This window comes from Marichromatium purpuratum 984 (assembly GCF_000224005.2).
Taxonomy (GTDB): domain Bacteria; phylum Pseudomonadota; class Gammaproteobacteria; order Chromatiales; family Chromatiaceae; genus Marichromatium; species Marichromatium purpuratum.
The window spans coordinates 2754216-2779546 of the sequence record NZ_CP007031.1 but is presented as its reverse complement, the minus strand read 5'-3'; the positions used below and the strand labels follow the sequence as shown (position 1 = coordinate 2779546).

The following is a 25331-nucleotide window of genomic DNA, read 5'->3' as shown; positions in this document are numbered from 1 at the left end:
AGCTGTTCATGCGCGAATCGGAATCTGATGACTATCTGTTGCCCGCGGGTGTCTCGCTTGCACGTCTCGAGACCTGGGTCCGGGGGCAGGGACGGCTGGCGCCGTCCTCGACCGAGTCGACCCGACGAGTCTATTACGACACCTTCGATTGGGCGGTCCATGGCGACGGCGCCATGCTCGCCTGTCAGGGGCGTGGTCCACGCTGGCACCTGATCCGCCTGCCACTCGATCCGCGCGAGCGTCAGCTGGTGCTCGAACTCGACGCACCACCGGGCTTTCCGGCGCATCTCCCGGCGGGGGCGCTGCGCGAACGGTTGCTCGGCTGCTGTGGGGAGCGGCGTCTGTTACCGCTGATCCAGCTCGATACTCGGGCCGAGATCCATCGCGTGCTGAGTGATGATGATCACACCTTGCTCAGGTTTGCCATCGAGCGCACGCGCTATCGCGACCCGAACGGCTCCGTGGCAGGGGGCTTGGCGCCGCGGTTGCGGGTGCTGCCCGGTCAGGGCGCGCGGCGCCAGCGCGAGCGTCTGATCGACGGGCTCGAACGGGCGTTGGAGCTGCGCTCGACCGAGGCGTCGGTGGTAGTCGAGGCGCTGGCGGCGATCGGGCGGCGACCGGGCGATTACTCCTCCAAGCTCGGTCTCGACATCGCCCCCGAGACCAGCGCCGAGCAGGCCGCGCGCGCGGTGTTGCGCGAGCTGCTCGGAACGTTGGAGGCCAATGTCGAGGGTGCACGCGCGGCGATCGATCCCGAGTTCCTCCACGACCTGCGGGTGGCGACCCGGCGCACCCGCTCGGCGCTCGGTCAGTTCGGGGCGATCTTCCCGGAGACGCGGCTGCGGCCTTTTCGCGAGGGGTTTGCCTGGCTGCAGCGGGTCACCGGGCCGGTGCGCGATCTTGACGTCCAGCTCGAGCAGTTCGCGCACCAGCGCGCCGGGCTGCCCGAGGCGCTGCGCGGTGCGCTCGATCCCCTGCTCGAGCGTCTGCTCGCCGATCACGCCGCAGCACAGCGGGCGCTGGCCGATGCGCTCGGCGGCGAGACCTGCGCGCGCCTGCTCGCCGACTGGCACGATTTCCTCGACACCCCGCTCGCGCCCGAGGCGCTGGGTCCCGCCGCGCGGCGCCCGGTCAAGGCGGTGGTCGACGCCCGGTTGCGGCGGCTGGTGCGTCAGGTGCTGCGCGAGGGCACGGCGATCGGCGCGGACGCACCGCCGGAGGCGCTGCACGCGCTGCGCAAGCGCTGCAAGAAGCTGCGCTACATGATGGAGTTCTTCCACAGCCTCTATCCACGCCGCGAGATCCGCAGGGCGATCCGTCAGACCAAGGACCTCCTTGACAACCTCGGTGGTTTCCAGGATCGGGCGGTGCAGGCTGAGCGTCTGCGCGTGCTGGCGCGGCGGATGCTCGAGGCCGGCGAGGCCGACAGCGACACCCTGCTTGCTGTCGGCGCCTTGATCGGTCAGCTGCTGGCGCAGCAGCAGGACGATCGCGCCGCCTTCGACGAGGTCTTCGGAGCGTTTCGTGCGAAGTCGTCGCGAGCGCGGTTGAGGCTGCTGTTCGGGGGCTGAACCCGCTGCGGTGAAGCCTGAAGTCAGTGGTGCAGTCGGGTGCTGCCCGCCGTGCCCGGGACGATCAGGCCGTCGAGTCCGGCGCGCGGGTGGCGTTCGGGCAGCGAGGCGCGACCATCCGGGAAAAGGGGATGTTTGCGGGACCCGTCCGGCGGCGCGCGCTCGACAGAGGCCGCGAGGTGGCCGTCGAGCCGCGCCCGATGGCGCGGATCGATGAGGTCAGGGGGTGGGGGCGCTGGTGGCCGGGGCGGCGGTCTCGGGCGGCTCGAACCAGCCGAGCTTGTCGTGGAGGCGTACCACTTCGCCGACGATGATCAGCGTCGGCGGCTCCGGCGGGTCGGCGGCGAGCTGCTCGACGATGGTCGAGAGCGTGCCGGCATAGACCCGGTGCATGTGGGTGGTGCCCTGCTGCACCAGCGCCACCGGCATGTCGCCCGCCACGCCGTGCGCGCGCAGCCGCTCGACGATCACCGGCAGCCCCGCCAGGCCCATGTAGAAGACCACCGTCTGGTTGGGCTGGGCGAGCGCCGACCAGTTGAGGTCGATGGTGCCGTCCTTGAGATGCCCGGTGACGAAGGTCACTGATTGCGCGTAGTCTCTGTGGGTCAGCGGGATGCCGCTGTAGCAGGCGCAGCCGGAGGCGGCGGTGATCCCGGGAATGACCTGGAAGGGCACGCCCTCGGCAGCGAGGGTGTCGATCTCCTCGCCGCCGCGCCCGAAGATGAACGGGTCGCCGCCCTTGAGGCGCAGCACCCGGTGCCCGTCCTTGGCCAGTTCGGCGAGCAACTGGTTGATCTCCTCCTGGCGCATGGCGTGATGGTTGCGCTGCTTGCCGACATAGATGCGGCGCGCGTCGCGCCGGGTCATCTCCAGGATCGGGGTGGAGACCAGACGGTCGTAGACCACCACGTCGGCCTGTTGCATCAGTCGCAGTGCGCGGAAGGTGAGCAGGTCGGGGTCGCCGGGACCGGCACCGACGAGATAGACCTCGCCCATCTCGATGTGTTCGGGGTCGGTGTCCAACTCCTGGCGGATCAGTCGTTCGGCCTCGTCCTGCTGGCCGGCGAAGATACGCTCGGCGACGCCGCCGAGCAGGACCCGGTCCCAGAATCGGCGCCGATCGCGAGCATCGTCGAAGCGCTGCTTGACCGGTGCGCGGTAGCGCCGACAGAGTTCGGCGAGCCGTCCATAGCCGGCCGGGATCAGCCCCTCGAGCCGGGTGCGCAGCAATCGGGCGAGTACTGGCGAGGCGCGTCCGGTGGAGACGGCGATCACCACCGGCGAGCGGTCGACGATCGAGGGCAGCAGGAAGCTGCAGGCCTCGGGGTCGTCGACCACATTGACCGGGATACCGTGTCCCTTGGCGATCTCGGCGACGCGATGATTGGTGTCGCGGTCGTCGGTGGCGGCGATCACCAGCCGGTTGCCGGGGATGTCCTCGGGGCCGAAGCAACGCGCGAGATGGCGTAGCCGACCGCTCTCGGCCAGCTCGGCGAGTTCGTCGCTCAGGGCCGGGGAGATCAGGGTGAGTTCGGCGCCTGCGCGCAGCAGGTTGCCGGCTTTGCGTGCCGCCGTGGTGCCGCCGCCGACCACCAGACAGGGCTGCCCCTGCATGTCGAGAAAGATGGGGAGAAGTTCCATGGTCATCTCAGGGGTTTAGGCCCCACAGCGTCATTGAGTTGGTTGTCAAAAGTCATTAATATACTTAAATACTTAGAATTGTGGTAGAAGCCCCGGTGATCAACGAGATCGACTCCGAATCATTACAGCAGCGCATCAGCGATGGCGAGGATCAGTTGCTGGTCGACATCCGCACGCCCGCCGAAATGGCGCAGGGCATGATTCCCGATGCTATGCAATTGCCGATGCACCTGATTCCACTGCGTCTCGCCGAACTGCCGCGTGATCGCGATATCGTGCTCTACTGCCGCAGTGGCGCGCGTTCCTATCAGGCCTGTGCCTACATGCAGCAACAGGGCTATGACCGCGTCATCAATCTGCGTGGCGGGATCATTGCTTGGGCACGTCACGGTTATCCGGTCGTGGCACCTGCGTGAGCCTGGAATCAGGGCCTTTTCGATCAGGAAAAAGACGACTAATCAATTCGATATGTTGCCTTTTCAATGGGTTTCGCCTATAACGCCGAACCCTCGGATTCATACCCGTCCCTTCACCCACCAGCCCCTGAACCGGAGGTACCCGATGGCAGACTTCGACCAAGAACTGGACGCGAGCGGTCTCAACTGTCCGTTGCCGATCCTGCGCGCCAAGAAGACCCTGAATGCGATGAGTGCCGGTCAGGTGCTTCATGTGGTGGCGACCGACCCGGGGTCGGTGCGCGATTTCGACGCCTTTGCCAAGCAGACCGGCAATGAGCTGATGGATTCCAAGGAGGATGGAGGCAAGTTCCACTTCCTGATCAAGAAGTCCTGACGACGCCGGCGTGTTGCGCGCGTCGCCCGCGCGCCCCGATGTGACCCACGAGGAGGACTGAATGGAAGACAAGAAGTTGGCGATCATCGCCACCAAGGGTTCGCTCGACTGGGCCTATCCGCCCTTCATTCTGGCATCCACCGCGGCGGCACTGGGCTATGAGACCCAGATCTTCTGCACCTTCTACGGGCTGCAATTGTTGAAGAAGGAGCCCAAGCTCGAAGTCACGCCACTGGGCAACCCGGGGATGCCGATGCCGTTGGGCATGGACAAGTGGTTCCCGGTGCTGGGGCTGGCGCTGCCCGGCATGCAGGGCATGATGACCGCGATGATGAAGAAGAAGATGCAGAGCAAGGGCGTGGCGAGCGTCGAGGAGCTGCGCGAACTCTGTCTCGAGGCCGAAGTCAAACTGATCGCCTGTCAGATGACCGTCGATCTGTTCGACATGGATACCGATGACTTCATCGATGGGGTCGAGTACGCGGGAGCCACGTCCTTCTTCGAGTTCGCCGGCGACAGCGACATCTGTCTCTATATCTGATCTCGGCGGATCGTTCGCCGTTGCCTTCGAGCGCCGCCCGCATGGGCGGCGCTTTTCGTTTCCGGCGCGGCTCGCTGCTCGGTCCGCGCCTGTCGCTGTCTAGAAGACCTTGACCACTTCGAGTCCGAAGATGTGGGCATCCATCTCGTAGTCGCCGTCGAGGGCATCGGTACCGTTGACGCCGTGGCCGCTGTAGGCGGTGTTGCTGCGATAGTTGCGATCCTCGGCCATCACGTACATGTAGCCGGCCTCGAGCGAGAGGCCGCGGTCGAGGCTGTGCGCCACGCCGATGCTGAACAGATGACGGTCGTTGTCCGGCACGCGCGCGCTGAAGTGGTCATCGCCCTGGCCGGTCTCGTCGAAGGCATAGCCGAAGCGCAGCTGGGTGTCGGGACGCAGCTGATAAGTCACGCCGAGACGGTAGGCGTTGGTGTCGGTCCAGCCATTGGTGTCGGCGAAGATCAGGTCGCCGGTGGTGCGGCCCTTGATCTCCAGGGTGTCGAACTCGGTCCAGCCAGTGCGGGTCCAGTCGAACTCGACGGCGAGCTGCGGGTTGAACTCGTAGCGCACGCCGAGCTGCAGGCGCCAGGGCAGATCGAAGTCGATCTTGGCCGCCTGGCTCTGCTCGGCGGCGCCGATCGCAACCAAGGTCTGGCTGTTGACGACATAGTGACCGTCGAGCCCGACGCTGGAGGCGGAGTGGAAGGAGGCGCCCAGGCTCCAGGGGCCCTGGACGTAGAGCGCGCTGAGGTTGAAACCGACACCGGCGCCGTCGCCGCTGAGCTGTCCGGCGGTGGAGTTGAGCTTGGCGCTCTTGCCCCAGTAGAGGTCGAGCCCGGCCGAGACGCTGAGTGTGTCGTTGACGCGATAGGCGACCGTCGGGGCGATCTGGATCACCTCGAGCTTGCTCGCGGTCGGCTGACCGAGCGGGACCTCGGGGTCGAGCGGCGCCGGGACGGCGAGGGTGCGGGTGCCGCTGACCATCGGGAAGGTGCCGTCCTCCCAGCGGGTCTCGAGCCCGAAGGGTGCGCTCACCCCGAGCCCCAGGCTCCAGCGCTCGTTGATCCGCGCGGCGATCTGCAGCTGCGGGGTGGCGAGCCAGTCGGCGCCCTGGCTCTCGTGCTCGCCGCTGGCGGTGCGCACCGAGAAGGATGGACTGATCAGCAGCCCGCCGGCGGCAATGCTCGAGTTGTCATGAAAGGCGATCGCCGCCGGATTGTAGGCGAAGGCACCGGTCTCGTCGGGATTGGCGACCATGGCATTGGCGGTACCGAGACCGGCGATCGAGGCCTCGGGCAGGGCGAAGCCGGCGGCTTGTGCCGGGGCCTGGACGGCGAGTGCGCCGACGGCTGCGGTCAGGGCGACCGCATGGGGGAGCTGGCGTTGGAACATGGATATCCCTCTGTGCTTGCTGTCTCTGGATGAGGTCGAATCGACGGTGATCTCTGTTGGCCGGTGACCGTGTCGGTGCCGTCTCGGGACGGTCTTCTCGACCGCGGGGCCGGTCGGGCGAAACAGCGGGTTCGCGAGAACCGCCGACAGGCAGCGGGCGCACGGATGGGATACGGGTTGCGCCATGTTGCCGATCTGTTACTCCCGGGCGGCGGCGCACAACTGTATGCGAAGCGCTGACGCTAATCCACCCATGGATCGGGGGAATCATCGGCGCATACATCGAGCGGATACTTAGGGTGTACATTGGTGCCGCTCGAACGGAATGGGTGGTCTCGGGGGTGTAGATATCATTTCATTGTGATATAAGCATTTTTTATTCAGTTAAATCGGATCAGGCCCGGATCGAGATGGCGGATCGCAGACTCCAGGTGTTCCACACGGTTGCCCGCTTGTTGAGTTTCACCAAGGCAGCCGAGGCCCTGCACATGACTCAGCCGGCGGTCACCTTCCAGGTGCGCCAGCTTGAGGAGCAGTTCGACACCCGATTGTTCGATCGTACCCACAACCGCATCAGCCTGACCGACGCCGGACGTGTGGTCTACGAGGCCGCCGACCGTATCTTCGAACTCTATGCTGAGATGGAGAACGCGGTACGCGAGATCACCGGCGAGGTCAGCGGTACCCTCACCGTCGGCGCCAGCACCACCATCGCCGAATATCTGCTGCCCCCCTTGCTCGGTGAGTTCAAGGCGCGCTATCCCGACGTCTCCATCCAGCTCAAGGTCGCCAACACCGATACCGTGGTGTCGCTGGTCGAGACCAACGCTATCGATCTCGGCATCGTCGAAGCCCCGGTGGGCAACAAGAACCTGGTCGTCGAATCCTGTCAGCGCGATCGCCTGGTGGCGATCATGCCCCCGGGGCACCCGCTCGCCGCGCTCGAAGCGGTCCCCTTCGAGCGTCTGCTCGAACATCCGTTTATCTGTCGCGAGGAGGGGTCGGGGACGCGTAATGTGATCCGTGAGTACCTGCGCGAACAGGGCTTCTGTCTCGAGGCGCTCAAGGTGGTGCTGGAGCTGGGTAGCCCGGAGGCGGTGAAGGGCGCGGTCGAGGCCGGGATGGGGGTCTCGGTGCTCTCCAGCGCCACCATCGCCAAGGAACTCAAGCTCGGCACCCTGGCGGCCGTTCCGCTTGACCCCCCGCTGTATCGTCCGTTCTCATTCGTGCACCAGAAACAGAAGTTCCGGTTGCGCGTGGTGGACGAGCTGTTCGACTTCGCGCGCACCTACTTCCAGGTCCACTATCAGTCCCAGGACGAATCATGATTCTGCTCCACGTCCGTCGTGCCGCGTCGAGTGAGCCGGCGCGGCACGGTCGGCGGTGCCCCGGGCGAGGCGCGCGCGCATGCTGACGCCGCTCACCCCACGCTCCGAACCCGCCGCCCGGCTGCTGCGACTGTTCCGCGTGCTGCCCGCCGCCGAGCGCGAGACCCTGCTCGCCTTCGCCGAGTTCCTCGTCGATCGCGCCGGTGGGGTGGACGAGGCAGGTGCCCTCGAGCCCGAACCCAACCCCGAGCCGCGCCCCGAGGACGAGCGCGTGGTGGCGGCGATCAAGCGTCTGTCGCGCGGCTATCCCATGCTCGATCGCGCGGCCATGCTTGAGGAGACCTCGGCGCTGATGTCCGAGCACGTGCTGCAGGGGCGTCCGGCATCTGCGGTGATCGACGACCTGGAGGCCCTGTTCGAACGCCACTATCAGCAATTGCGGGCGGCTGCGCCCGTGCAGGATTGAGCACCTCGACCCATGAACATCATCGCCGACTGGTTCCGTCGTCACTTCTCCGACCCCCAGGTGGTGTTTCTCGCGCTGCTGTTGCTGGTGGTCTTCGCCGTGGTCTTCTTCCTCGGCGACGCGCTCGCGCCGGTGCTCGCGAGCATCGTCATCGCCTATCTGCTCGAGGGGCTCGCCGGCTATTTCGAGCGGCGCGGTCTGCCGCGCCTGCCCGCCGTGCTGGTGGTCTATCTGCTGTTCATCGCCTTCGTCGCCCTGGTGCTGTTCGGGGTGATGCCGCTGGTCTCGCGTCAGATCACCGAGTTGGTCCAGCAGTTGCCTTCGATGATCGCCGAGGGCACCGACGCGCTGCTGGCGCTGCCGCAGGAATACCCGGAGCTGATCACCGTCGAGCAGATCGAGGAGCTGATCGCCGCGATCCGCTCTGAGGTCATCTCCTTCGGCCAACAGGTGCTGTCCTGGTCATTGGCGAGCGTGGTGGGGGTGATCACGGTGATGGTCTATCTGATCCTGATGCCGCTGCTGGTGTTCTTCTTTCTCAAGGACAAGGACCTGATCCTCGACTGGTTCCGTCGTCTGCTGCCGCGTCATCGCGGGATCGCCGGGCACGTGTGGAAGGACGTCGACCGCGAGATCTCCAACTATGTGCGCGGCAAGGTCTGGGAGATCCTGGTGGTCTGGGGGGTGAGCTACGCCACTTTCTACGCCTTCGGCCTGAACTACGCGATGCTGCTCTCGCTGCTGGTGGGACTGTCGGTGATCATCCCCTACATCGGCGCCTCGGTGGTCACCGTGCCGGTGCTGCTGGTGGCCTGGTTCCAGTGGGGCTGGGGACCGTCCTTCGCCTGGCTGACGGTGGCCTATTTCATCATCCAGGCACTCGACGGCAACGTACTGGTGCCGCTGCTGTTCTCCGAGGTGGTCAATCTGCACCCGGTGGCGATCATCGTTGCCATCTTGGTGTTCGGCGGACTGTGGGGCTTCTGGGGGGTGTTCTTCGCTATCCCGTTGGCGACCCTGGTCAAGGCGATCCTCTCGTCCTGGCCGCGCTCCGGCGTCGAGGGCGGTCCGCCGAGTCCGGCCTGAGGCCACCGATGAGCGGCGCCGGTATACAATTGCTGACCGACGCAACCGGCCGGCCATCGCCATGCACGCCTTCGCGCTCTCTCGCTTTCTCTTCTGGTTCGTGGTCTTCTTCCTGGTGGCGCTGTTCCTGCGCCCCTGGGTCGAGGACCTGATCTTCGCCCACTACGCCGAGCCGCGCGCGATCGAGGCGCGCGGCGAACTCGCCGCCGACGAGCGCACCACCATCGCGATCTTCGAGCGCGCCAACCCTTCGGTGGTCTATATCACCACCTCGGCGCGGGTGCTCGACCTGCTCACCCGCAACGTGCTCGAGGTGCCGCGCGGCACCGGCTCGGGCTTCGTCTGGGACCGCGCCGGCCATGTGGTGACCAACTATCACGTCGTCGCCGACATCGAGGCGGCCTATGTGCGTCTCTCCAATCAGCGCACCTATGCCGCACGGCTGGTGGGGGTCAGCCCCGAGCACGATATCGCCGTGCTGCGCATCGCCACCTCGATCGCCGGTCCGCCACCGCTCTCGCTCGGCAGCAGTCACGACCTGCGGGTGGGGCAGAAGGTGTTCGCCATCGGTAACCCCTTCGGGCTCGACTACACCCTTACCGCCGGGGTGATCTCGGCGCTCGATCGCAGCATCCCGAGCGACGACGGGCGCACCATCGATCATCTCATCCAGACCGATGCGGCGATCAACCCGGGCAACTCCGGCGGCCCGCTGATCGACAGCGCCGGGCGTCTGATCGGCATGAACACCGCGATCTTCAGTCCCTCGGGCAGCTTCGCCGGGATCGGTTTCGCCGTCCCGGTCGACACCATCAACCGGGTGGTGCCGCGGCTCATCGCTCAGGGCCACTATCTGCGTCCGACCCTGGGGGTGGTCACCAACCGCGCGCTCAGCGAGCGTGTCAGCGCCTTGCTCGGCACCGCCGGCGTGGTGGTGCTCAAGGTCGATCCCGGCTCGCCGGCGGCTGCCGCCGGGCTGCGCTCGGCGCTGATCTCGCGCGAGGGCGAGCTGGTTGCAGCCGACCTCATCGTCGTCGCCGCCGGGCGGCGGGTGCGCTCGCTCGACGATCTGCTCGATGTGCTCGACAACTATGCCCCGGGCAATCGCATCGAACTCGAGGTGATACGCGGTGGCGAGCGCTTCTCGCTGTCGGTGATCCTCGGTGAGGGCTTGCCCCAGACCGGGGTCGGGCTGCCGCGAGAGCTGCCGCACGCCTGATGTCGCGCGCCGATCCCGTCATCGCAGCGCGTCGCCGGGCGCTGCTCGCGCTGGTCTTCGGCGCCACCCTGTGCGGACTCTACTGGCTGCCGCTGCGATTGGTGACCGGCGCCGGGGTCGACGGGCCCTGGGCGGTGGCGCTCTTCTATGGCGGCGCGGCGCTGATCGGGCTGTGGTTCGCCCGCGACCAGCTGGCGGTGGCGCGGCGCGCGCCCTGGCGGCTGCTCGGCATCGGCGCGAGCGCCGCGGGCTCGGTGCTCGCCGTCAGCCTCGGGGTGCTCGAGAGCGCGGTGGCACCGGTGCTGATCCTCTTCTATCTCGCCCCGCTGTGGACCCTGCTGCTCGGCTGGGCGCTGCTCGGCGAGCGCCCGAGGCGCCGCACCCTGGCAGCGCTGGTGGTGGCGCTGCTCGGGGTGTGGACGCTGCTCGGCGGTGCCGCGCTCGCCGGGGACGATGCGGGGCGGGGCGCCGCCCTCGGCTTGGTCGCCGGGGTCGGCTTCGCGCTGACCACGGTGCAGGTGCGCGCCGCGCGCGCGCTGCCGGCGGCGGTGCGCAACCTCGCCGCCTGGGCGCTGGCGCCGCCGCTGGCGGTGGGGTTGGCGCTGGCGTTGGGGACCCCGCCGCCCTCGGCGCTCGCGCCGGTGCTGGTCGCGCTGTCGGTCGGTGCGCTTTGGGTGGGGCTGATGATGGCCGCGTTGCAGTACGGCATGACGCGCCTGCCGTTGGCGCTGTCGTCGCTGGTGTTGCTGCTCGAGCTGGTGGTGGGGGTGACGTCCGCGGCCTGGTTGGCCGGCGAGGCGCTGGGCTGGCGTGAACTGCTGGGGAGCGGGGCGATCCTGCTCGCCGGGTGGTTGGTGGCGCGCGGGCGCTGAGCGCCCGGCGCCGTGACGTGGCTCAGAGCCCGCACATGCCGTTGCTGCAGCAGCTGCCGCTGGGGCAACAGGCCGGGGCGGTGCCGCTGCCGAGGTTGGTGCTCGCCACCAGGTTGCCGCCGGTGGCGAGACGGTGTACCGGCGCCTCGGGCGCGGTGTCGCCGGGCTCGAGGCCGGCGCGCGCGCACAGTTCGCCCCAGGTCGAGAGGGTTTCGCTCATGCGGTGGCTGACTTCGATCACCCGATCGTTGGCATCGCAACGGTAGTCGTAGGTCGGCATCGCTGCACTCCGTGTCTGGTCTGGTATATCGGTGAATGCTAATGCGGGTGATTATAGGCGAGCCGCGGGGGCCGGCAAAGTCTCCGCCGCGGGTGCGCCCTGTGCCGCCGCCCACAGTCGGGCGCGCAGCCCCGGGGCGGTGCTCAGCCCCATGGTCGAGCTGTGGATGGCGCCCGTGGCGTCGAGCACGAAGCTGGTGGGCACCGCACCGACGCCCCAGCGCGCGGCGATCGCCCCGTCGGGGTCGGGAATGACCGCCAGATCGAGCCCCTGGGCGTCGAGATAGGCGGCGATGTCGGCGTCGCTGCCGGACTGCATCGCCACCGTCAGCACCTGGTGGTTCTCGGCGACGGCGGCGATCGCGCCCTCGCTGACCCGGCAGATCGGGCACCAGCTCGCCCAGAAGTGCACCAGCAGTGGCGCGCCGCGATAGTCGGCGAGCGCGCGTCTCTCGCCGTCGAGGGCGATGCCCTGCAGCGGTGGCGCCTCGCCGCTCGGCAGCGGCCGGGTCTTCCACCAGTCGATCGCCTGGAGCGCGGCGACGAACAGCAGCAGGTTGAGGCCCCAGCGCCACAGCTGGCGGCGGCGTGGTTTCTTCGCGTCGGTGGGTGTGGTCATCGGCTCGGGGCGGGGCGCGTCGCGCGCCCCGGCTCATCGGGTCAGCAGGAGTGACAATAGTAGCGCGGCAGTCCGGCGATCCGGCAGGCCTGCTTGCAGCCGCCGCCGGGGAACAGCCCCTCGAGGTGCTTGCGGGTGCAGGGGACGTGGGCCGAGACCTCGCTGCCGATGCTGCGGATCACCACCTTGGGCGAGGGCGGGATCTCGTGCATCGCGTAGTAGGCGCGGAGGAATTCGATCACCTTCCAGTGGCACTCGCCGAGGGTCAGTCCTTCCTCCTCGGCCAGGGCCTCGGCGAGTTCGCGGTCCCAGTCCTCGAAGTGCACCAGGTGTCCCTTCTTGTCGAACTCCAGCGCTCGACCGGCGATCTGGGTAGCGGTCATGGCTTGGCTCCTGTGGTGGTTGGCTGCCGCCCGTTGTCGCTGACGGCTCTTCCCTGATGGACGGCTCCGCGCGGGCCAGGCTGGGGCGACCCGCGCCGGTCGCACGGCGGGTGGCGGACCGGGACCGGTACCGACTTAGTGTAGGCGCGGGCTGGAGATGTTCCGCCCCGGCGCGCGGCCGGGGCGGTGGGCGGGTTCAGACGGCGGTCTGCTGCGTCTTGAAGCGCCGGCGCATGGCATGGAGGGTGGGCTCGGTGTAGCCGCTGGGCGCCTCGCGTCCGGCGAAGATCAGCTCGCAGGCGGCGGTGAAGGCGACGCCGTCGAAACCGGGTGCCATCGGCCGGTAGTCGGGGTCGGCGCCGTTCTGGGCATCGACCACCGCGGCCATGCGTTCGAGCGCGGCGCGTACCTGGGTCCGATCGACCACCCCGTGGTGCAGCCAGTTGGCCAGGTGCTGACTGGAGATGCGCAGGGTGGCGCGGTCCTCCATCAGCCCGACGTCGGTGATGTCGGGCACCTTGGAGCAGCCGACGCCCTGGTCGATCCAGCGCACCACATAGCCGAGGATGCCCTGGCAGTTGTTGTCGAGCTCCTGTTGGATCTGCTCCGGGGTCCAGCCGGCGGGGTCGCCGAGCGGGATCTCGAGGAGCTGTTCGAGGCGGGCGCGGGGGCCATTGGCGGCAAGCTCCGCCTGCACCGCAGCGACGTCGATCTGGTGATAGTGAAGCGCGTGCAGGGTGGCGGCGGTGGGCGAGGGCACCCAGGCGCAGTTGGCGCCGGCGGCGGGGTGGGCCTGCTTGGTCTCGAGCATGGCGCGCATCTCGTCGGGCATGGTCCACATGCCCTTGCCGATCTGGGCGCGTCCGCGCAGTCCGCAGGCCAGCCCGACGTCGACGTTCCAGTCCTCGTAGGCGCGCAGCCACTCGGCCTGCTTCATCTCCGCCTTGCGCAGCACCGGCCCGGCCTCCATGTCGGTGTGGATCTCGTCGCCGGTGCGGTCGAGGAAGCCGGTGTTGATGAAGATCACCCGCTCGCGCGCGGCGCCGATGCATGCCTTGAGGTTGAGCGTAGTGCGCCGCTCCTCGTCCATGATGCCGATCTTGAGGGTGTTGCGCGCCAGCCCCAGGGCGTCCTCGATGCGGGCGAACAGCTCGACGGCGAAGGCGACTTCCTCGGGGCCGTGCATCTTCGGCTTGACGATATAGAGGCTGCCGGCGCGCGAGTTGCGGTGCAGGCCGTGCTCGGGGTGGATGTCGTGGAGCGCGCACAGGGTGGTCACCATGCCGTCGAGCATGCCCTCGGGCACCGGCTCGCCGGCGGCGTCGAGCACCGCGTCGGTGGTCATCAGGTGGCCGACGTTGCGCACCAGCATCAGCGCCCGCCCGGGCAGGGTCAGTGCGGCGCCGTCGGGGCGGGTGTAGTGACGGTCCTCGGCGAGACTGCGCTCGAGGCTGCGTCCGCCCTTGTCGAAGCGTGCCGTGAGCGTCCCCTTCATCAGCCCCAGCCAGTTGCGATAGACCCCGACCTTGTCCTCGGTGTCGACCGCGGCGACCGAGTCCTCGCAGTCCTGGATGGTGGTCAGCGCCGACTCCAGCAGGATGTCGGCCAGCCCCGACTTGCTCTCGCGCCCGACCCCGCGCTCGGGATCGATCACCAGCTCGATGTGCAGCCCGTGGTTGACCAGCAGGATCGCCTCGGGCTGCGCGGGGTCGCCGCGATAGCCGACGAACTGGGCGGGATCGCGCGGCATGGTCTGGCTGTTGTCGGGGAGGTCGACGAGCAGCGTGCCGTCGAGCACTCGATAAGCGCAGGCGTCGCTGTGCGAGCCGCGGTTGAGTGGTACGGCCCGGTCTAGCAGCTCGGCGGCGCGCGCCACCACCGCCGCGCCGCGCTTGGGGTTGTACTCGGCGCCACGCGCGCAGCCGTCGTCCTCGGCGATGGCGTCGGTGCCGTAGAGCGCATCGTAGAGGCTGCCCCAGCGGGCGTTGGCGGCGTTGAGCGCATAGCGGGCGTTGCTCACCGGGACGACCAGCTGGGGACCGGCGAGGGTGGCGATCTCGGGGTCGACGTCGCGGGTCTCGATCTGGACCTCAGGCCCCTCGGGCTGGAGATAGCCGATCTCGGTGAGAAAGGCCTGGTAGGCCGCGGCGTCGTGCCGCTGGCCGCGACGGGCGCGATGCCAGTCGTCGATCTGGCGTTGCAGCCGGTCGCGGGTGGCGAGCAGCGCGCGGTTGCGCGGCGTCAGGTCGCCGACCAGCTCGCCGAAGGCGTGCCAGAAGGCCTCGGGGTCGATCCCGGTGCCGGGCGCGATCTCGTCGCGGACCAGCGCGTACAGGGGCGTGGCGATGCGCAGACCGCCGATCTCGATGCGTTCGTTCATCCTAGCTACCTCTCCCTCCCTCGCGCGACGAGGGGCGATTCGATGATCCTCGGTGTCGCCGTCGGGCCGACCGGGGCGCACGCTCGCGGGACGCCGCACGCCCGGGACGGGCACGCATGGCCTGTCCGACCCAGGGTCAGCAGTAGATCAGGTCGCTTTTCGCAGGTGCAACAATCAAGGGATTGAATCTCTCAAGCTTGAGGATTCGCAATGGCAATGCAATGCTGCCGCAATGGTGGGTGAGGGATGTGACGACGCGGAGTCGGGCGCCCCGGGCGGTTGGCCCGAAGCGCTGGCAGAGTGTCCTCAGCAGTCGATGATCATCTCGTTGAGGCCCTGTCCCGGCGGCACCATGGGCACCACGTTCTCGGCCTTGTCGATCCACACGTCGACCACCACCGGGCCGGGTTCGGCGAGGGCCTCGGCGATGCCCGGAAGCAGCTCGTCGACGTGCTTGATCCGGATCGTCTTCAACCCCGGGTAGACGTGCTTGAGCCCGCTGAGTTCGGGGATCTGGCGGCGGCAGGTCTGATCGAGTGCGGTGCAGTCGGGCGGACAGTCGATGTTGCGCGCCAGACAGGTCTCGTAGTGCAGGCCGCCGTCCATCATGTCCTCCCACTGGCGTACCATGCCGAGGAAGCTGTTGTTGAGCACGAACATTTTCAGCGGGATGCGGTTGGCGACCACGGTGCCGAGTTCCTGGATGTTCATCTGGAAGCTGCCGTCACCGTCGATCAGCACCGCCGGGTGCGAGGGCTCGGCATACCAGGCGCCGATCGCCGCCGGCAGACCGAAGCCCATGGTGCCGAGACCACCGGAGCTGATCCACTGACGCGGACGACGGAAGCGATAGTACTGCGCCGCCCACATCTGGTGCTGGCCGACGCCGGTGGAGACGGTGGCGAGACCGTCGGTGAGTTCGGAGATCACTTCGATGGCCGCCTGCGGCTTGATGTAGTCGCCCTCGCCATAGGACTTGGGCATCTGCTCGCGCCATGCGGTGACCTGCGCGAGCCACTCGGGGTGTCTCGCCGAGCGGTTGGTGGCGAGCGCGTGGTCGAGGAAGACGTCGAGCGGCGCGACCAGGTTGAGATGACTGGAGATGGTCTTGTCGATCTCCGAGGGGTCGATGTCGATATGGGCGATGCGCTTGCCGGCGGCGAAGCCCTTAACCGCCACGCGGTCGTCGAAGCGCCCGCCGAGGCTGAGGATGAAGTCGGCCTCGCGTAGCGCATAGTTGGCCGGGATGGTGCCGTGCATCCCCGGCATGCCGAGGTTGTGCGGCATCTCGAAGGGCAGGGCGCCGAGGGCGTTGAAGGTGGTGGTCACCGGCACCTCGAAACGCTCGGCCAGCTGTGCCAGTCGGGCGGCGGCATCGGCGTGGATCACCCCGCCGCCGGCCTTGATCACCGGGCGCTTGGCGGTAGACAGGGCCTCGAGGATGGCATCGGCGCGCGCGGTGTCGAAGCTCGGCTGCTCCCGGTGACGGATCCGCGGCGGATTGACGCGGGTGCGCTCGATGAGCTGGACGTCCTTGCACAGATCGATCACCACCGGGCCGGGGCGGCCATGGGTGGCCAGCTCATAGGCCTCGCGCAACACCCACTCGAGATCGCCGACGTCCTTGATCAGATAATTGTGCTTGGAGATCGGTCGGGTCATGCCGACGGTGTCGACCTCCTGGAAAGCGTCGGAGCCGATCGCCGCGCTCGGCACCTGGCCGGTGATGAACAGGGTCGGTAGCGAGTCCTTGTAGGCGTCGGCGATCGGGGTGGCGAGATTGGTCGCTCCGGGGCCGGAGGTGACGATGCAGACACCGACCCGACCGCTGGCGCGCGCATAGCCCTCGGCGGCGTGTCCGGCCCCACCCTCTTGGCGACAGAGGACGAACTGGGGCGTCGCCTGGCCGGCACGCATGCGCCGGTTGAGCTCGACGTGCAGCGGGATAATGGCACCCCCCGTGTGCCCGAACAGGTGCTCGACCCCGAGGTCGGCGAGAACGTCGAAGAAGATGGAGGCACCTGTCTGGGATGGGTTGGTCATGGTGGCGTCTGCTCGAGGCTCTTGATCGTGGGAAACCCTATATGATAACGCCTCCGTCCACGAAGGGTAGAGGCGGTGGCCGATGGCTGGCGGCCAGCGACCAGAAAGGTTGGACTGCGCGGTCGCGGAGCGTGCGAAGGGTTTTGACTCGATATCCTGGCGCCAGCTCCCGGCTGGCCGCAGCTCCACCCCGTTGGGTCGGACTATATGGCCGTGCGACCAGGCTCCCGCCCGGCGTCACGCCCTGTCACTCGCCCCACCAAGTACGGCCCGGAGCGCCGCAACGCTCGACGGGCGCCCCTTTGGATTGCAGCCACCACGAGCGAGAGAGGCCGCTGGCGGAACATTGAGCATCACACCCTTGTATCTTGCCACTCCGTGGTGGTTAGCTCCCACCATGCGAGATTGAGGCAGCTCGATTGCGCCCTGAAGGTCTGGACTTTGCCGCAAGGATTGAGATCCTCGATCTTTGTGTCTCTCGCGACTTCGCGGTTCAATCCCCCGTGCCGGCGTCCTGGTCGTCGGACACATTCACCAAAGAGATAGCGTCGATCACGAAGGAGGTAAGCGAGAGAGGCCGCTCGCGGGCGGGTGCTATCCCCCTGGTTCGCTGGACCGGGTTCTCGCATCGAGAGTGATGAATACGTTGCTGAATCTGTTCGATCGTCTGCGTCGGCTCGACTGGGAGCGGTTGCTGGTGCGCACCGTGCTGGTGGCGACCCTGCTCGGGGGCGTCTACGTCTACCTGATCGACTTCCATCCCGAGTGGTGGACGCAGGCGGAGGGCGAGGCGCCCTCGCTCGCGCCGGTCGGCCGCGTGGTGCATGCGCCCGCAGTCGTCCCCGAGGCCTCGCCGGCCCCTGTCGCGGACGAGCCTCCGGCGCCCGCCACCGGGGCTGCCGAGACCGGGGGTGAGGCGGTCGGTACGACCGCCGATGACGCGGAGGCTGGGGCCGAGCCGGCGGCCTCACGCAGCGGCGCCGGAGACGAGAATGAGGTGAGGGCTGAGCGTGACGAGTCGTCGGAGGGCGCTGCGCTGACGCGCGCCGGGACGGCGGTGGCGTCGCCGCGTGGCGCTGAGGTCGAAGGCGCCGTCACCGATGAGCCGCGCGTCGCGCCGACGTCTGCGGACGATGCCGCTGGCGCGCCGGATGTGCGCCCGACGGCCGGGGCGGGCGAGGAGCGCGCCGCGCCGGCGGTCCCCGCCGCCGTCAACGCGCCGCAGACGCCCTGGTATCCGCCGCAGGGCTACTACCCGCCGCGTCATCCCGCCGCGCCCTATCCACCGCATGGCGGGATGCCGGCGCCCTATCCGCCGCACCACCCGGTTCAGCACCCCCATCCGGGTGGCTGGGGGTATTGAGCCGATGTCGCCCGGCTCAGAGCTGGGCGCGGGCGCGCTGGTTGGTGAGCCAGTAGAACTGGAACGGCGGGATCACCATGCGGTTGTTGAACAGCGCCGGTGACTCGCCGGTGATCAGGTCCTCGATCTGGCCCTGGCGGAACAACCCGCGCTGATTGAGCACGTCGAGATCGAGGAACTGCGGGTTGGCGTCGAAGTTGGCCGCCACCACCACCGAGCCGCCCTGCAGCGTCGGGTGGGTGCGCAGGAAGACGAACAGATGCGGGTTGGCGACCTCGATCAGTTCGCGATTGTTGAAGTCGGCGAACGCCGGGGTGTGCTTGCGCACCTCGATCAGCTGTCTCAGTCCGTCGAAGATGCGCTGCTCGACCGTGCCCGGCTGGTGGCGGCGCTCGGCGCGCTGCCAGTCGATGCGCGGACGATGGACCCAGCGGTTGTCACAGGCCTTGTTGACGTCCTCGAGGAATGAGTCGTCGTTGAGGGTGCCGAGTTCGTCGCCGTACCAGATCAGCGGGATGCCGCCGAAGGAGAGGATCATCGCGTGCAGGGTGAGGATCAGGTCAACGGCCTGGTCGATCCGCTGCTGATCGCCGTCCTCAAGCGCGGCCTCTAGTCCGGCGAGCGAGGCGAGCGCCCCGGAGATGCGCGCATCGCCGGTCTTGGGGTTGACGCCGAAGGGACGGCCGCGCCCCGGCGAGCCCTCGTAGACCCCGGTGAACCAGTCGATCAGGAAGCGCCGGTGGTGATAGGGGTCGTAGTCGCTGGCGCGGATATCGGCGTCGTCGAAGCCGAGGCCGATGTCGTCGTGACAGCGCACATAGTTCAGCCAGGTGGCGCGGTCGAGCTTGTGCGGCAGGCTCTGGATGCCCTGGTTGAGCAGCTTGGCGTTCTTGGTCGCCACCGCGTCCCACAGCAGCGCCATGAAGGTGGCGTTGTAGGCGATCTCGCACTCCTTGGCGATCACCGCGTCTTCGCCGAAGTACTTGATGATCTCCGAGGGTGAGACGATCGCCTCGGCGATGAACAGCGGCCCCGGCGCGACCACCTGACAGCAGTCCTTCATCAGTTGCAGGATCAGGTGCGCCTCGTGCTCGTTCTGCGAGGTGGTGCCGATCTTCTTCCACAGAAAGGCCACGGCGTCGAGGCGGATGATGTCGGCACCCTGATTGATCCAGAACAGGATGATGTCGAGCATCTCGATGAACACCGCCGGATTGGCGTAGTTCAGATCCCACTGGTAGTCGTTGAAGACGGTCATCACCCAGCGCTGCATCTCGGCATTCCAGGTGAAGTTCCCCGGTGCGGTCTCGGGGAAGATCTCCGGCAGGTTTGCCTCGAACATGTCGGGCACGTCGCGGTTGGGGAAGGTGTAGTAGAAGTCCTGGAAGGCACGCTCGCCGGCACGCGCGCGGCACGCCCACTCGTGTTCGTCGGAGGTGTGGTTGACCACCACGTCGAGGGTCAGCAGCATGCCGTGCTCGCGCATCCGCGCGCCGAGCGCACGCACGTCCTCGACCGTGCCCATGCGCGGGTCGATGTCACGGAAGTCGCTCACCGCGTAGCCGCCGTCGCTCGCCCCCTGCGGACAGCGCAGGATCGGCATCACGTGCACCATGTTGACCCCGAGTTCCTGTAGATAGGGCAGGCGCTCGATCAGTCCCGGCAGGTTGCCGGCGAAGCCGTCGGCATAGAGCGCCATCCCCACCCACTGCTGATCGAGAAACCAGTTGTGGTCGGCCTCGCGCGCCATGTCGAGTGCCTTGAGCGCCGCCGGGCGCTCGATATAGGCGCGCGCCAGCCGCTCGGTGAGCCGGACCGTCTGTTCCTTGAAGTCCTGACGGTGTCCGTAGAGGTGTCCGAACAGCGAGTGGATGGCGTAGAAGTTCGCCCCCAGACGGGTATAGAAGTGCCGGAGGTCTTCACGTCTGAAGCGATGACTGAAGGCATCGAGGATGTCGTTCAGCAAGGCGTGTGAAACCTGTTCGTACATGCATGCTCCAGATGAACGGCAGCGTGTCCGCCCGGGCCTGGCAGGCCGGACGGTCGGCGGTCGGTCGGGTCAGGTGGTCAGTGCCCAGCGCTCGATGAACGGCTGGTAGAGATCCGGCTCGGCGGCGGTGGCGCCGCGCTGGGCGACGATGCGCGAGGCGAAGGCCTGGGCGCGCTCCAGGGTGGTCTGCAGCGGCCAGTCCTGGAGCAATCCGAGGATGGTCACCGCGGCGAACGCATCGCCCGCGCCGACGGTGTCGATGACCTCCTGCGCCGGTTGCGGGGCGACGTGGATCGGTGCCGTGTCGACCCCGAGTCCGAGCGCCCCGTCGCCGCCGAGTGTGACCAGCAGTCCACTGAGCCGGTGACGCTCGAGGAAGGTCCGGGCGCGGCTGGCCAGGGGGGTGTCGGCATCGCTGTCGGCGTCGTCGAGCATCAGCAGCTCGTCGTGGTTGAGCTTGGCCCAGTCGGCCGCGTCGATCAGCGCTAGGGTCTGCTCGCGCGACCACCAGGGATCGCGCAGATTGACATCGACGAAGACCTGATCGACCCCGGCGGCGCGGACCGCCTCCAGCGCCGCGCGCGCGTCGGCGTGACGCAGCGCCAGGGTGCCGTGATAGAGCAGGCCGCAGGGGCTCGGCTCGGAGGTCGCGCGGACGTGGTCGTAGGCGCAATCGGCGACGATGTCGTAGCTCGGCTCGCCGCGCTCGAGGCTGACCTCGACCCGCCCGGTGGGGTGCGCTGGGGCGGTCTGCAGTGCGCCGGTGTCCATCCCCCAGTCGGCCATGGCGGCGCGCACCCGCGCGCCCTCGGCGTCGGCGCCGACGGCACTGACGAAGCGCGGGTCGGCGCCGAAGGCCTGGAGGTGCCAGGCGACGTTGAAGGGGGCGCCGCCGAGGACCTGACGACCGTCTGGGAAGTGGTCGAACAGGACCTCGCCGAAGATACAGAGTGGCGATGTGTGCACGATAGCGGGCTCCTCGCTGGAGGGTTCGTTCACAGGGCCGGCGATCCGGCGGGCGTCTTCGGGGCCGCGAGCAGTCGTTCGGCCAGTTCGGGATGGAAGTGCACCACCCCCTCGAGGATTCCGGCCGCATAGTGGCCGTTCAACCCCTGCCAGCCACCGCGCGCGCAATACAGTCGCGCCGGGTCGACACAGCGCTGCCGCGCCTCGGCGCGCACCTCGGGGTGGGCGTTGGCCACCAGCACTGCCGGGACCGGGCTGACCAGCACCTCGAGATCGTTGCCGCTGTCGCCGGCGAACACCGTGGTCGCGACGTCGCGGCCGAGTCGCTGCATCAGAAACTCGACGGCATGGTACTTGGTCGCGTTGGTCGGCAACAGGTCGAGCAGTCCGCAATCGGCTGCCTCGTCGACGCTCCACACCAGGCTGGCGCGGATGCCACGCGCCTCGAGTCGCTCGCGCATCCGCGCCCGCAGCGCTGCGACATCGAGGCGCGCCGGGGTGAAATAGCTCAGCTTGAACGGGCCCTGGCGATCATCGGGCTGCGGGCTGAGTTCGGCGATGTCGGCGAACAGCGGACGCAGTGCGGCGGCATGTGCGCCACCCCAGTCGGCGCCGATGCGCTGTTGCCAGTCGACGAGCGGTTGCCAGTCGTTGCCGTCGATGGCGTGAATGCTGGTGCCGACGTCACCGACCACATAGTCCGGCATCGGCAGATCGTAGTCGGCGATCGCCGCCTCGACCAGTGCGCGATGGCGTCCGCTGACATAGGCGAGGGTGACCTCGGGCAGCGCCGCCAGCCGACGGAACCAGGGGCGGGCGGCGGGCGACTCGGGGTCGGCGCCGTTGGGGATCAGGGTGCGGTCGAGATCGGTGCACAGCAGCAATGGGCTGCTCATCGTGTCCTCCTCGGGAGACGTCGATTGGTCGGTGGGTCTGCGGCCACTGGCAGAGGGGCGCCACCGTCTCGGTGCGGTGACGCCAAGAGGGCGAGTCAGCTCGGCTCGGGCATCTCCATCGATTCACCGGGGATGGCACAGGCGCCGAAGAAGTCGTAGTGCTCGACGGCCTCGATGATGCCAAGAGCGTGGGACTGCTCGGCGAAATAGATGTTGTCCATCTCCTCGAGCTGGGAGAGTTCTTCGTCATGGCGGTTGGCGACCACCACCGCCAGGGTGTTGCCGCGCATCATGTCTTCGTCGGCCCCGGAGCCGCCGGCCACCAGCACGTGCTCGAGCGGGATACCGAAGCGGTGGGCGGCATAGCGCAGCGCCTGCCCCTTGCTGGCGCGGATCGGGATGATGTCGAGGAACTGGCCGAAGGCGTGGACCACGTTGACGGTCAGCTCCTGGGTGCGCAGCAAGGTGGCGATCTCCTCGACCGAGGGCGCAATCTTGGGGTCGTAGTGGAAGGAAATCTTGAACCGGCTCTGTTCGCCGCGCGCCTGCGGGATCAGTCCGGGGATGTCGGCGAGCGCGCGGCGTACCGCCCTGGGCGTCCATTGGTGGTCGACGTGCTCCTGCCAGTAGGCGTCGGGGACCAGTCGGGCGCTGTAGTGGATCTCGGTGCCGAGGCTGGTGATGAGCACATCGGGGATCGGCAGGCCGTGACGCTTGAGTTCGGTGAGCAGCGAGTCGAGCCGACGCCCGGAGGCGATGCCGAAATTGGTGCAGCGACGGTTGGCGCGCATCATCGCGGCGAAGCGCTCCACCCCCTCGGGGTTGCCGAGCAGGCTCTGGTCGAGATCGGTGAACAGCGCGCGGTCGCGATAGATCATGCTGCGGCGCATCGGCGGGGTGTCGGGCAGCGGCTCGCGCTGTTCGGCGAGCGGCTCGATGCGCTGCCGGTAGGCGGCGGCATGGGCCTGCCAGGAATAGTGTTCGCGTACCCCTGCCAGACCCTTGCGCGAGTAATTCTGCCAGGTCTTGCGGTTCTCGAGGATCTTCAGCAGGGCGTCGGCGATCGCTTCGCGGTCGAGCGGGTCGACGAGGATGCCGTTGTCGCAGTTGCCGATGATGTCGACCGGTCCGCCGTTCTCGGTGGCCACCAGCGGCAGCCCGGTGGCGGCGGCCTCGAGCAGCGTCAGACCGAAGGGTTCGGTGAGCGCCGGGTTGATGAAGACGCCGCCGGAGCGCGCCACCATGCGGTAGATCTCGGGCACCTGATCCGGGGTGTGATGCTTGGGGATGGCGACCTTGCCGAACAGGTCGTAGGCATCGACGGTGATCAGCAGGTCGGTGAGCACGGTGCGCGCGCCCTCGTCGAGTTCGCGGATGTCATCGCGATTGCCCGCCACCACCAGCAGGTTGGCGCATGCCTGCAAGGCCGGCGACTCGCCGTAGGCCTCGACCAGGGCAATGATGTTCTTGCGGTGATCGGCGCGGGAGAGGGCGAGGATGAGCGGCTTGCCGGGATCGTCGAGGAAGCGCTCGATCTCGGCGGCGCAGTCGGGCTTGGGATCCTTCGGGCCGGGCGGGTGGAACTGCTTGAGATTGGTGCCCGGTGGAATGACCTCCATGCGCTCGGGCTGATAGTAGTCGTAGAGCGCGTACTGCTCCTCGATCTCGTGATGGGTACTGGTGATCACCAGATCGGCGGTGGCGAGCACCGATTCCTCGGCATCGATGCGTCGCACCATGTTGTAGCGAGCATCGATCTGCTTGCCGTCAAGACCACTGGCGAGCAGTCGCTGGCGCTTGTCGCGGCCGAGCGAGTGGCCGGTGTGGACCAGCGGCGCGCCGGTCAGGTTGGCCAGTCGCACCCCGACATACCCGGCATCGGCATAGTGGCTGTGAACGATATCCGGCCAGCGGTTGAGGTCGTGGAGATGGACGCTGAGGTTGTCGACGAGGCTGTCGAGATGGTCCCAGAGCTGTTCCTTGGGGATGTATTCATCGGGGCCGGCCTCGATGCGCACGATTTGCACCTTGTCGTCGAGCTGTTCGATCGGCTCGGCATAGTCGGGGCTGACCGCCGGGTCGCGCACCAGGCGGGTCACCAGATCGACCCGGGAGACGTCGTCACGTTCTCCCAGGGCGCGGGCGAGATCGACCACGTACTTGGTCTGGCCGCCGGTGTCGGCGTCGCGCCCGAGTTCGAGGTCATGGCCGCGGATGAGGCCGTGGATACTGAGGAGCAGGATATACATCGTCGTTCGGGCCCATTCGAGTTCGGTGCCGTACCCGTGGCCGTGGCTGGCGGGGCCGCGAGGCGGCCGCGATCGTCGCGGTAGGTGGCGTCCCCCCACCCGGGTGCGGCGTATTGAGATGATGCATGGACGACGGATGGATCGGGAAAGCGCACTTGCGATGCAAATGCGGTTTCCGGATCGGTCATGACAGATCCGCGCGCCGGGACGGGGACATGACATGAGGGGCACCCGTGTTGCGCACCGTTCCGAGTGCGCGGGCGTGACCAGACGCCCGTGTTGCGGCGACCTCGGCGTCCATCGTTCCGGCAATGGTGAGGTGGATGCAGAGGGCGACCGCTTCCCCTAAGGTAAAGGACTCAAGGGCCGATTCCAAATCAGGCCCGGTGGGGGCGGGCTGCCCGGATGCCGCGGATTGGGCTGCGCCGCAGTCGATGCCGCAGCTGCCGGAGTGAGGCGCCATGCGCCTTGAGCCGCGAAAAAGCTGACCCCACCGTTTAGCCGTCAACCGAAGGAGCAAGCTCGATGTCGGATTCACCCATCGCCGTGGTCACCGGCGCCTATCGCGGTCTCGGCCACGAGGTCTGTCGCCAACTCGCCCGTCGGGGTTACCGGGTGGTGCTCACCGCGCGCCGCGCCGATCGCGGCGAAGCCGCCGCCGAGGCGCTGCGAGCCGAGGGGCACGATGTGCGCTTCCACGTCCTCGACGTTACCGACCTCGGCTCCATCCAGGCGCTGGCCGACTATGTGTGCGACACCTTTGGTCGGCTCGATGTTTTGGTCAACAACGCCGGCATCTTTCCCGACCCACCGCCGGGCTCGGGTACCGAGAGTGTCTTCTCGACCGACGTTGAGACCCTGCGTCGTGGCCTCGAGACCAATACGCTAGCCCCACTGCTGTTATCTCAGGCACTGATTCCGCTGATGCGCGAACAGGGGCGGGTGGTCAACGTCTCCTCCGGCCTCGGCCAGCTCACCGAGATGGATGGCGGCATCCCCGGTTACCGCATCTCCAAGACCGCGCTCAACGCCGTCACCCGTATCTTCGCCGCCGAACTGGCCGAGACCGGGGTCAAGATCAACTCGGTCTGTCCGGGGTGGGTGCGCACCGAGATGGGCGGACCTCAGGCCGAGCGCTCGATCGAGGAAGGCGCCCGTGGCATCGTCTGGGCCGCGACCCTACCCGATGACGGTCCGAGTGGTGGCTTCTTCAGGGATGGCAATGCCATCGACTGGTGAGGATCTCGCCGCCAGG

General features: G+C 67.8%; 22 protein-coding genes. 11 read left to right on the top strand and 11 right to left on the bottom strand.

The features are described from left to right. Positions 1-8 precede the first annotated feature (8 nt). Positions 9-1571 (top strand): CYTH and CHAD domain-containing protein, encoded by a 1563-nt coding sequence (locus MARPU_RS12085; protein ID WP_005225004.1) that lies wholly within the window; start codon positions 9-11, stop codon positions 1569-1571. A 219-nt stretch (positions 1572-1790) separates the two neighbouring features. Here the strand turns inward: MARPU_RS12085 and cysG are convergent, their stop codons facing one another. Then, positions 1791-3212, bottom strand: a complete 1422-nt coding sequence (gene cysG, locus MARPU_RS12080; protein WP_005225003.1) for a siroheme synthase CysG — start codon at positions 3210-3212, stop codon at positions 1791-1793. Between the two features lie 95 nt (positions 3213-3307). Between cysG and MARPU_RS12075 the strand changes: the two genes are divergently transcribed. The 3 genes from MARPU_RS12075 to dsrE2 all read left to right on the top strand — a co-directional run bounded on the left by MARPU_RS12075 (position 3308) and on the right by dsrE2 (position 4545). Next, positions 3308-3628, top strand: coding sequence for a rhd_2599 family sulfurtransferase (locus MARPU_RS12075; RefSeq protein ID WP_005225002.1), 321 nt, complete (start codon positions 3308-3310; stop codon positions 3626-3628). A 145-nt stretch (positions 3629-3773) separates the two neighbouring features. Beyond that, the gene (locus MARPU_RS12070; RefSeq protein ID WP_005225001.1) at positions 3774-4004 is read left to right on the top strand and encodes a sulfurtransferase TusA family protein; all 231 of its coding nucleotides are present in this window, start codon (positions 3774-3776) and stop codon (positions 4002-4004) included. Positions 4005-4065: 61 nt separating this feature from the next. Next, entirely contained in the window at positions 4066-4545 is a 480-nt protein-coding gene (dsrE2, locus tag MARPU_RS12065; protein ID WP_005225000.1) for a sulfur carrier protein DsrE2, read from the top strand. Positions 4546-4644: 99 nt separating this feature from the next. On the opposite strand, the gene MARPU_RS12060 is transcribed toward dsrE2, so the two are convergent. Then, entirely contained in the window at positions 4645-5937 is a 1293-nt protein-coding gene (locus tag MARPU_RS12060) for an OmpP1/FadL family transporter (protein ID WP_005224999.1), read from the bottom strand. 410 nt (positions 5938-6347) lie between these two features. Between MARPU_RS12060 and MARPU_RS12055 the strand changes: the two genes are divergently transcribed. The 5 genes from MARPU_RS12055 (at position 6348) to MARPU_RS12035 (ending at position 10908) form a co-directional block, all read left to right on the top strand. Beyond that, positions 6348-7265 (top strand): LysR substrate-binding domain-containing protein, encoded by a 918-nt coding sequence (locus MARPU_RS12055; protein ID WP_005224998.1) that lies wholly within the window; start codon positions 6348-6350, stop codon positions 7263-7265. Between the two features lie 79 nt (positions 7266-7344). After that, positions 7345-7731: a hypothetical protein gene (locus tag MARPU_RS12050; protein WP_005224997.1), complete on the top strand. Its 387-nt coding sequence runs from the start codon at positions 7345-7347 to the stop codon at positions 7729-7731. 12 nt (positions 7732-7743) lie between these two features. After that, on the top strand, positions 7744-8817 hold the full coding sequence (locus MARPU_RS12045; protein ID WP_005224996.1) for an AI-2E family transporter: 1074 nt from the start codon (positions 7744-7746) through the stop codon (positions 8815-8817). Positions 8818-8878: 61 nt separating this feature from the next. Further along, entirely contained in the window at positions 8879-10036 is a 1158-nt protein-coding gene (locus MARPU_RS12040; protein WP_005224995.1) for a S1C family serine protease, read from the top strand. Further along, positions 10036-10908: a DMT family transporter gene (locus tag MARPU_RS12035; RefSeq protein ID WP_005224994.1), complete on the top strand. Its 873-nt coding sequence runs from the start codon at positions 10036-10038 to the stop codon at positions 10906-10908. Before MARPU_RS12040 ends, MARPU_RS12035 begins: the two co-directional genes overlap by 1 nt. A gap of 22 nt (positions 10909-10930) precedes the next feature. Here the strand turns inward: MARPU_RS12035 and MARPU_RS12030 are convergent, their stop codons facing one another. The 5 genes from MARPU_RS12030 to ilvB all read right to left on the bottom strand — a co-directional run bounded on the left by MARPU_RS12030 (position 10931) and on the right by ilvB (position 16612). Next, positions 10931-11188: a zinc ribbon domain-containing protein gene (locus MARPU_RS12030; protein WP_005224993.1), complete on the bottom strand. Its 258-nt coding sequence runs from the start codon at positions 11186-11188 to the stop codon at positions 10931-10933. Positions 11189-11239: 51 nt separating this feature from the next. Continuing rightward, entirely contained in the window at positions 11240-11806 is a 567-nt protein-coding gene (locus MARPU_RS12025; protein WP_005224992.1) for a protein disulfide oxidoreductase, read from the bottom strand. Between the two features lie 41 nt (positions 11807-11847). Next, the gene (locus MARPU_RS12020; protein WP_005224991.1) at positions 11848-12189 is read right to left on the bottom strand and encodes a TusE/DsrC/DsvC family sulfur relay protein; all 342 of its coding nucleotides are present in this window, start codon (positions 12187-12189) and stop codon (positions 11848-11850) included. Positions 12190-12385: 196 nt separating this feature from the next. After that, positions 12386-14569 carry a malate synthase G gene (locus MARPU_RS12015; RefSeq protein ID WP_005224990.1) on the bottom strand — a complete coding sequence of 728 codons (2184 nt, stop codon included), beginning with the start codon at positions 14567-14569 and terminating at the stop codon, positions 12386-12388. A gap of 306 nt (positions 14570-14875) precedes the next feature. After that, positions 14876-16612, bottom strand: coding sequence for a biosynthetic-type acetolactate synthase large subunit (gene ilvB / locus MARPU_RS12010; protein ID WP_005224989.1), 1737 nt, complete (start codon positions 16610-16612; stop codon positions 14876-14878). A gap of 637 nt (positions 16613-17249) precedes the next feature. On the opposite strand from ilvB, the gene MARPU_RS12005 reads away from it, so the two are divergent. Then, positions 17250-17975: a hypothetical protein gene (locus MARPU_RS12005; protein WP_005224988.1), complete on the top strand. Its 726-nt coding sequence runs from the start codon at positions 17250-17252 to the stop codon at positions 17973-17975. 16 nt (positions 17976-17991) lie between these two features. On the opposite strand, the gene MARPU_RS12000 is transcribed toward MARPU_RS12005, so the two are convergent. The 4 genes from MARPU_RS12000 to MARPU_RS11985 form a co-directional block, all read right to left on the bottom strand. Then, entirely contained in the window at positions 17992-19965 is a 1974-nt protein-coding gene (locus MARPU_RS12000) for an amylosucrase (RefSeq protein ID WP_005224987.1), read from the bottom strand. 69 nt (positions 19966-20034) lie between these two features. Then, on the bottom strand, positions 20035-20931 hold the full coding sequence (locus MARPU_RS11995; RefSeq protein ID WP_005224986.1) for a PfkB family carbohydrate kinase: 897 nt from the start codon (positions 20929-20931) through the stop codon (positions 20035-20037). A gap of 29 nt (positions 20932-20960) precedes the next feature. Then, positions 20961-21827, bottom strand: coding sequence for an HAD-IIB family hydrolase (locus MARPU_RS11990; RefSeq protein ID WP_005224985.1), 867 nt, complete (start codon positions 21825-21827; stop codon positions 20961-20963). Between the two features lie 95 nt (positions 21828-21922). Then, positions 21923-24076, bottom strand: coding sequence for an HAD-IIB family hydrolase (locus tag MARPU_RS11985; protein WP_005224984.1), 2154 nt, complete (start codon positions 24074-24076; stop codon positions 21923-21925). Positions 24077-24601: 525 nt separating this feature from the next. Between MARPU_RS11985 and MARPU_RS11980 the strand changes: the two genes are divergently transcribed. After that, positions 24602-25315, top strand: a complete 714-nt coding sequence (locus tag MARPU_RS11980; RefSeq protein WP_005224983.1) for an SDR family oxidoreductase — start codon at positions 24602-24604, stop codon at positions 25313-25315. The last annotated feature ends 16 nt before the right edge of the window (positions 25316-25331 follow it).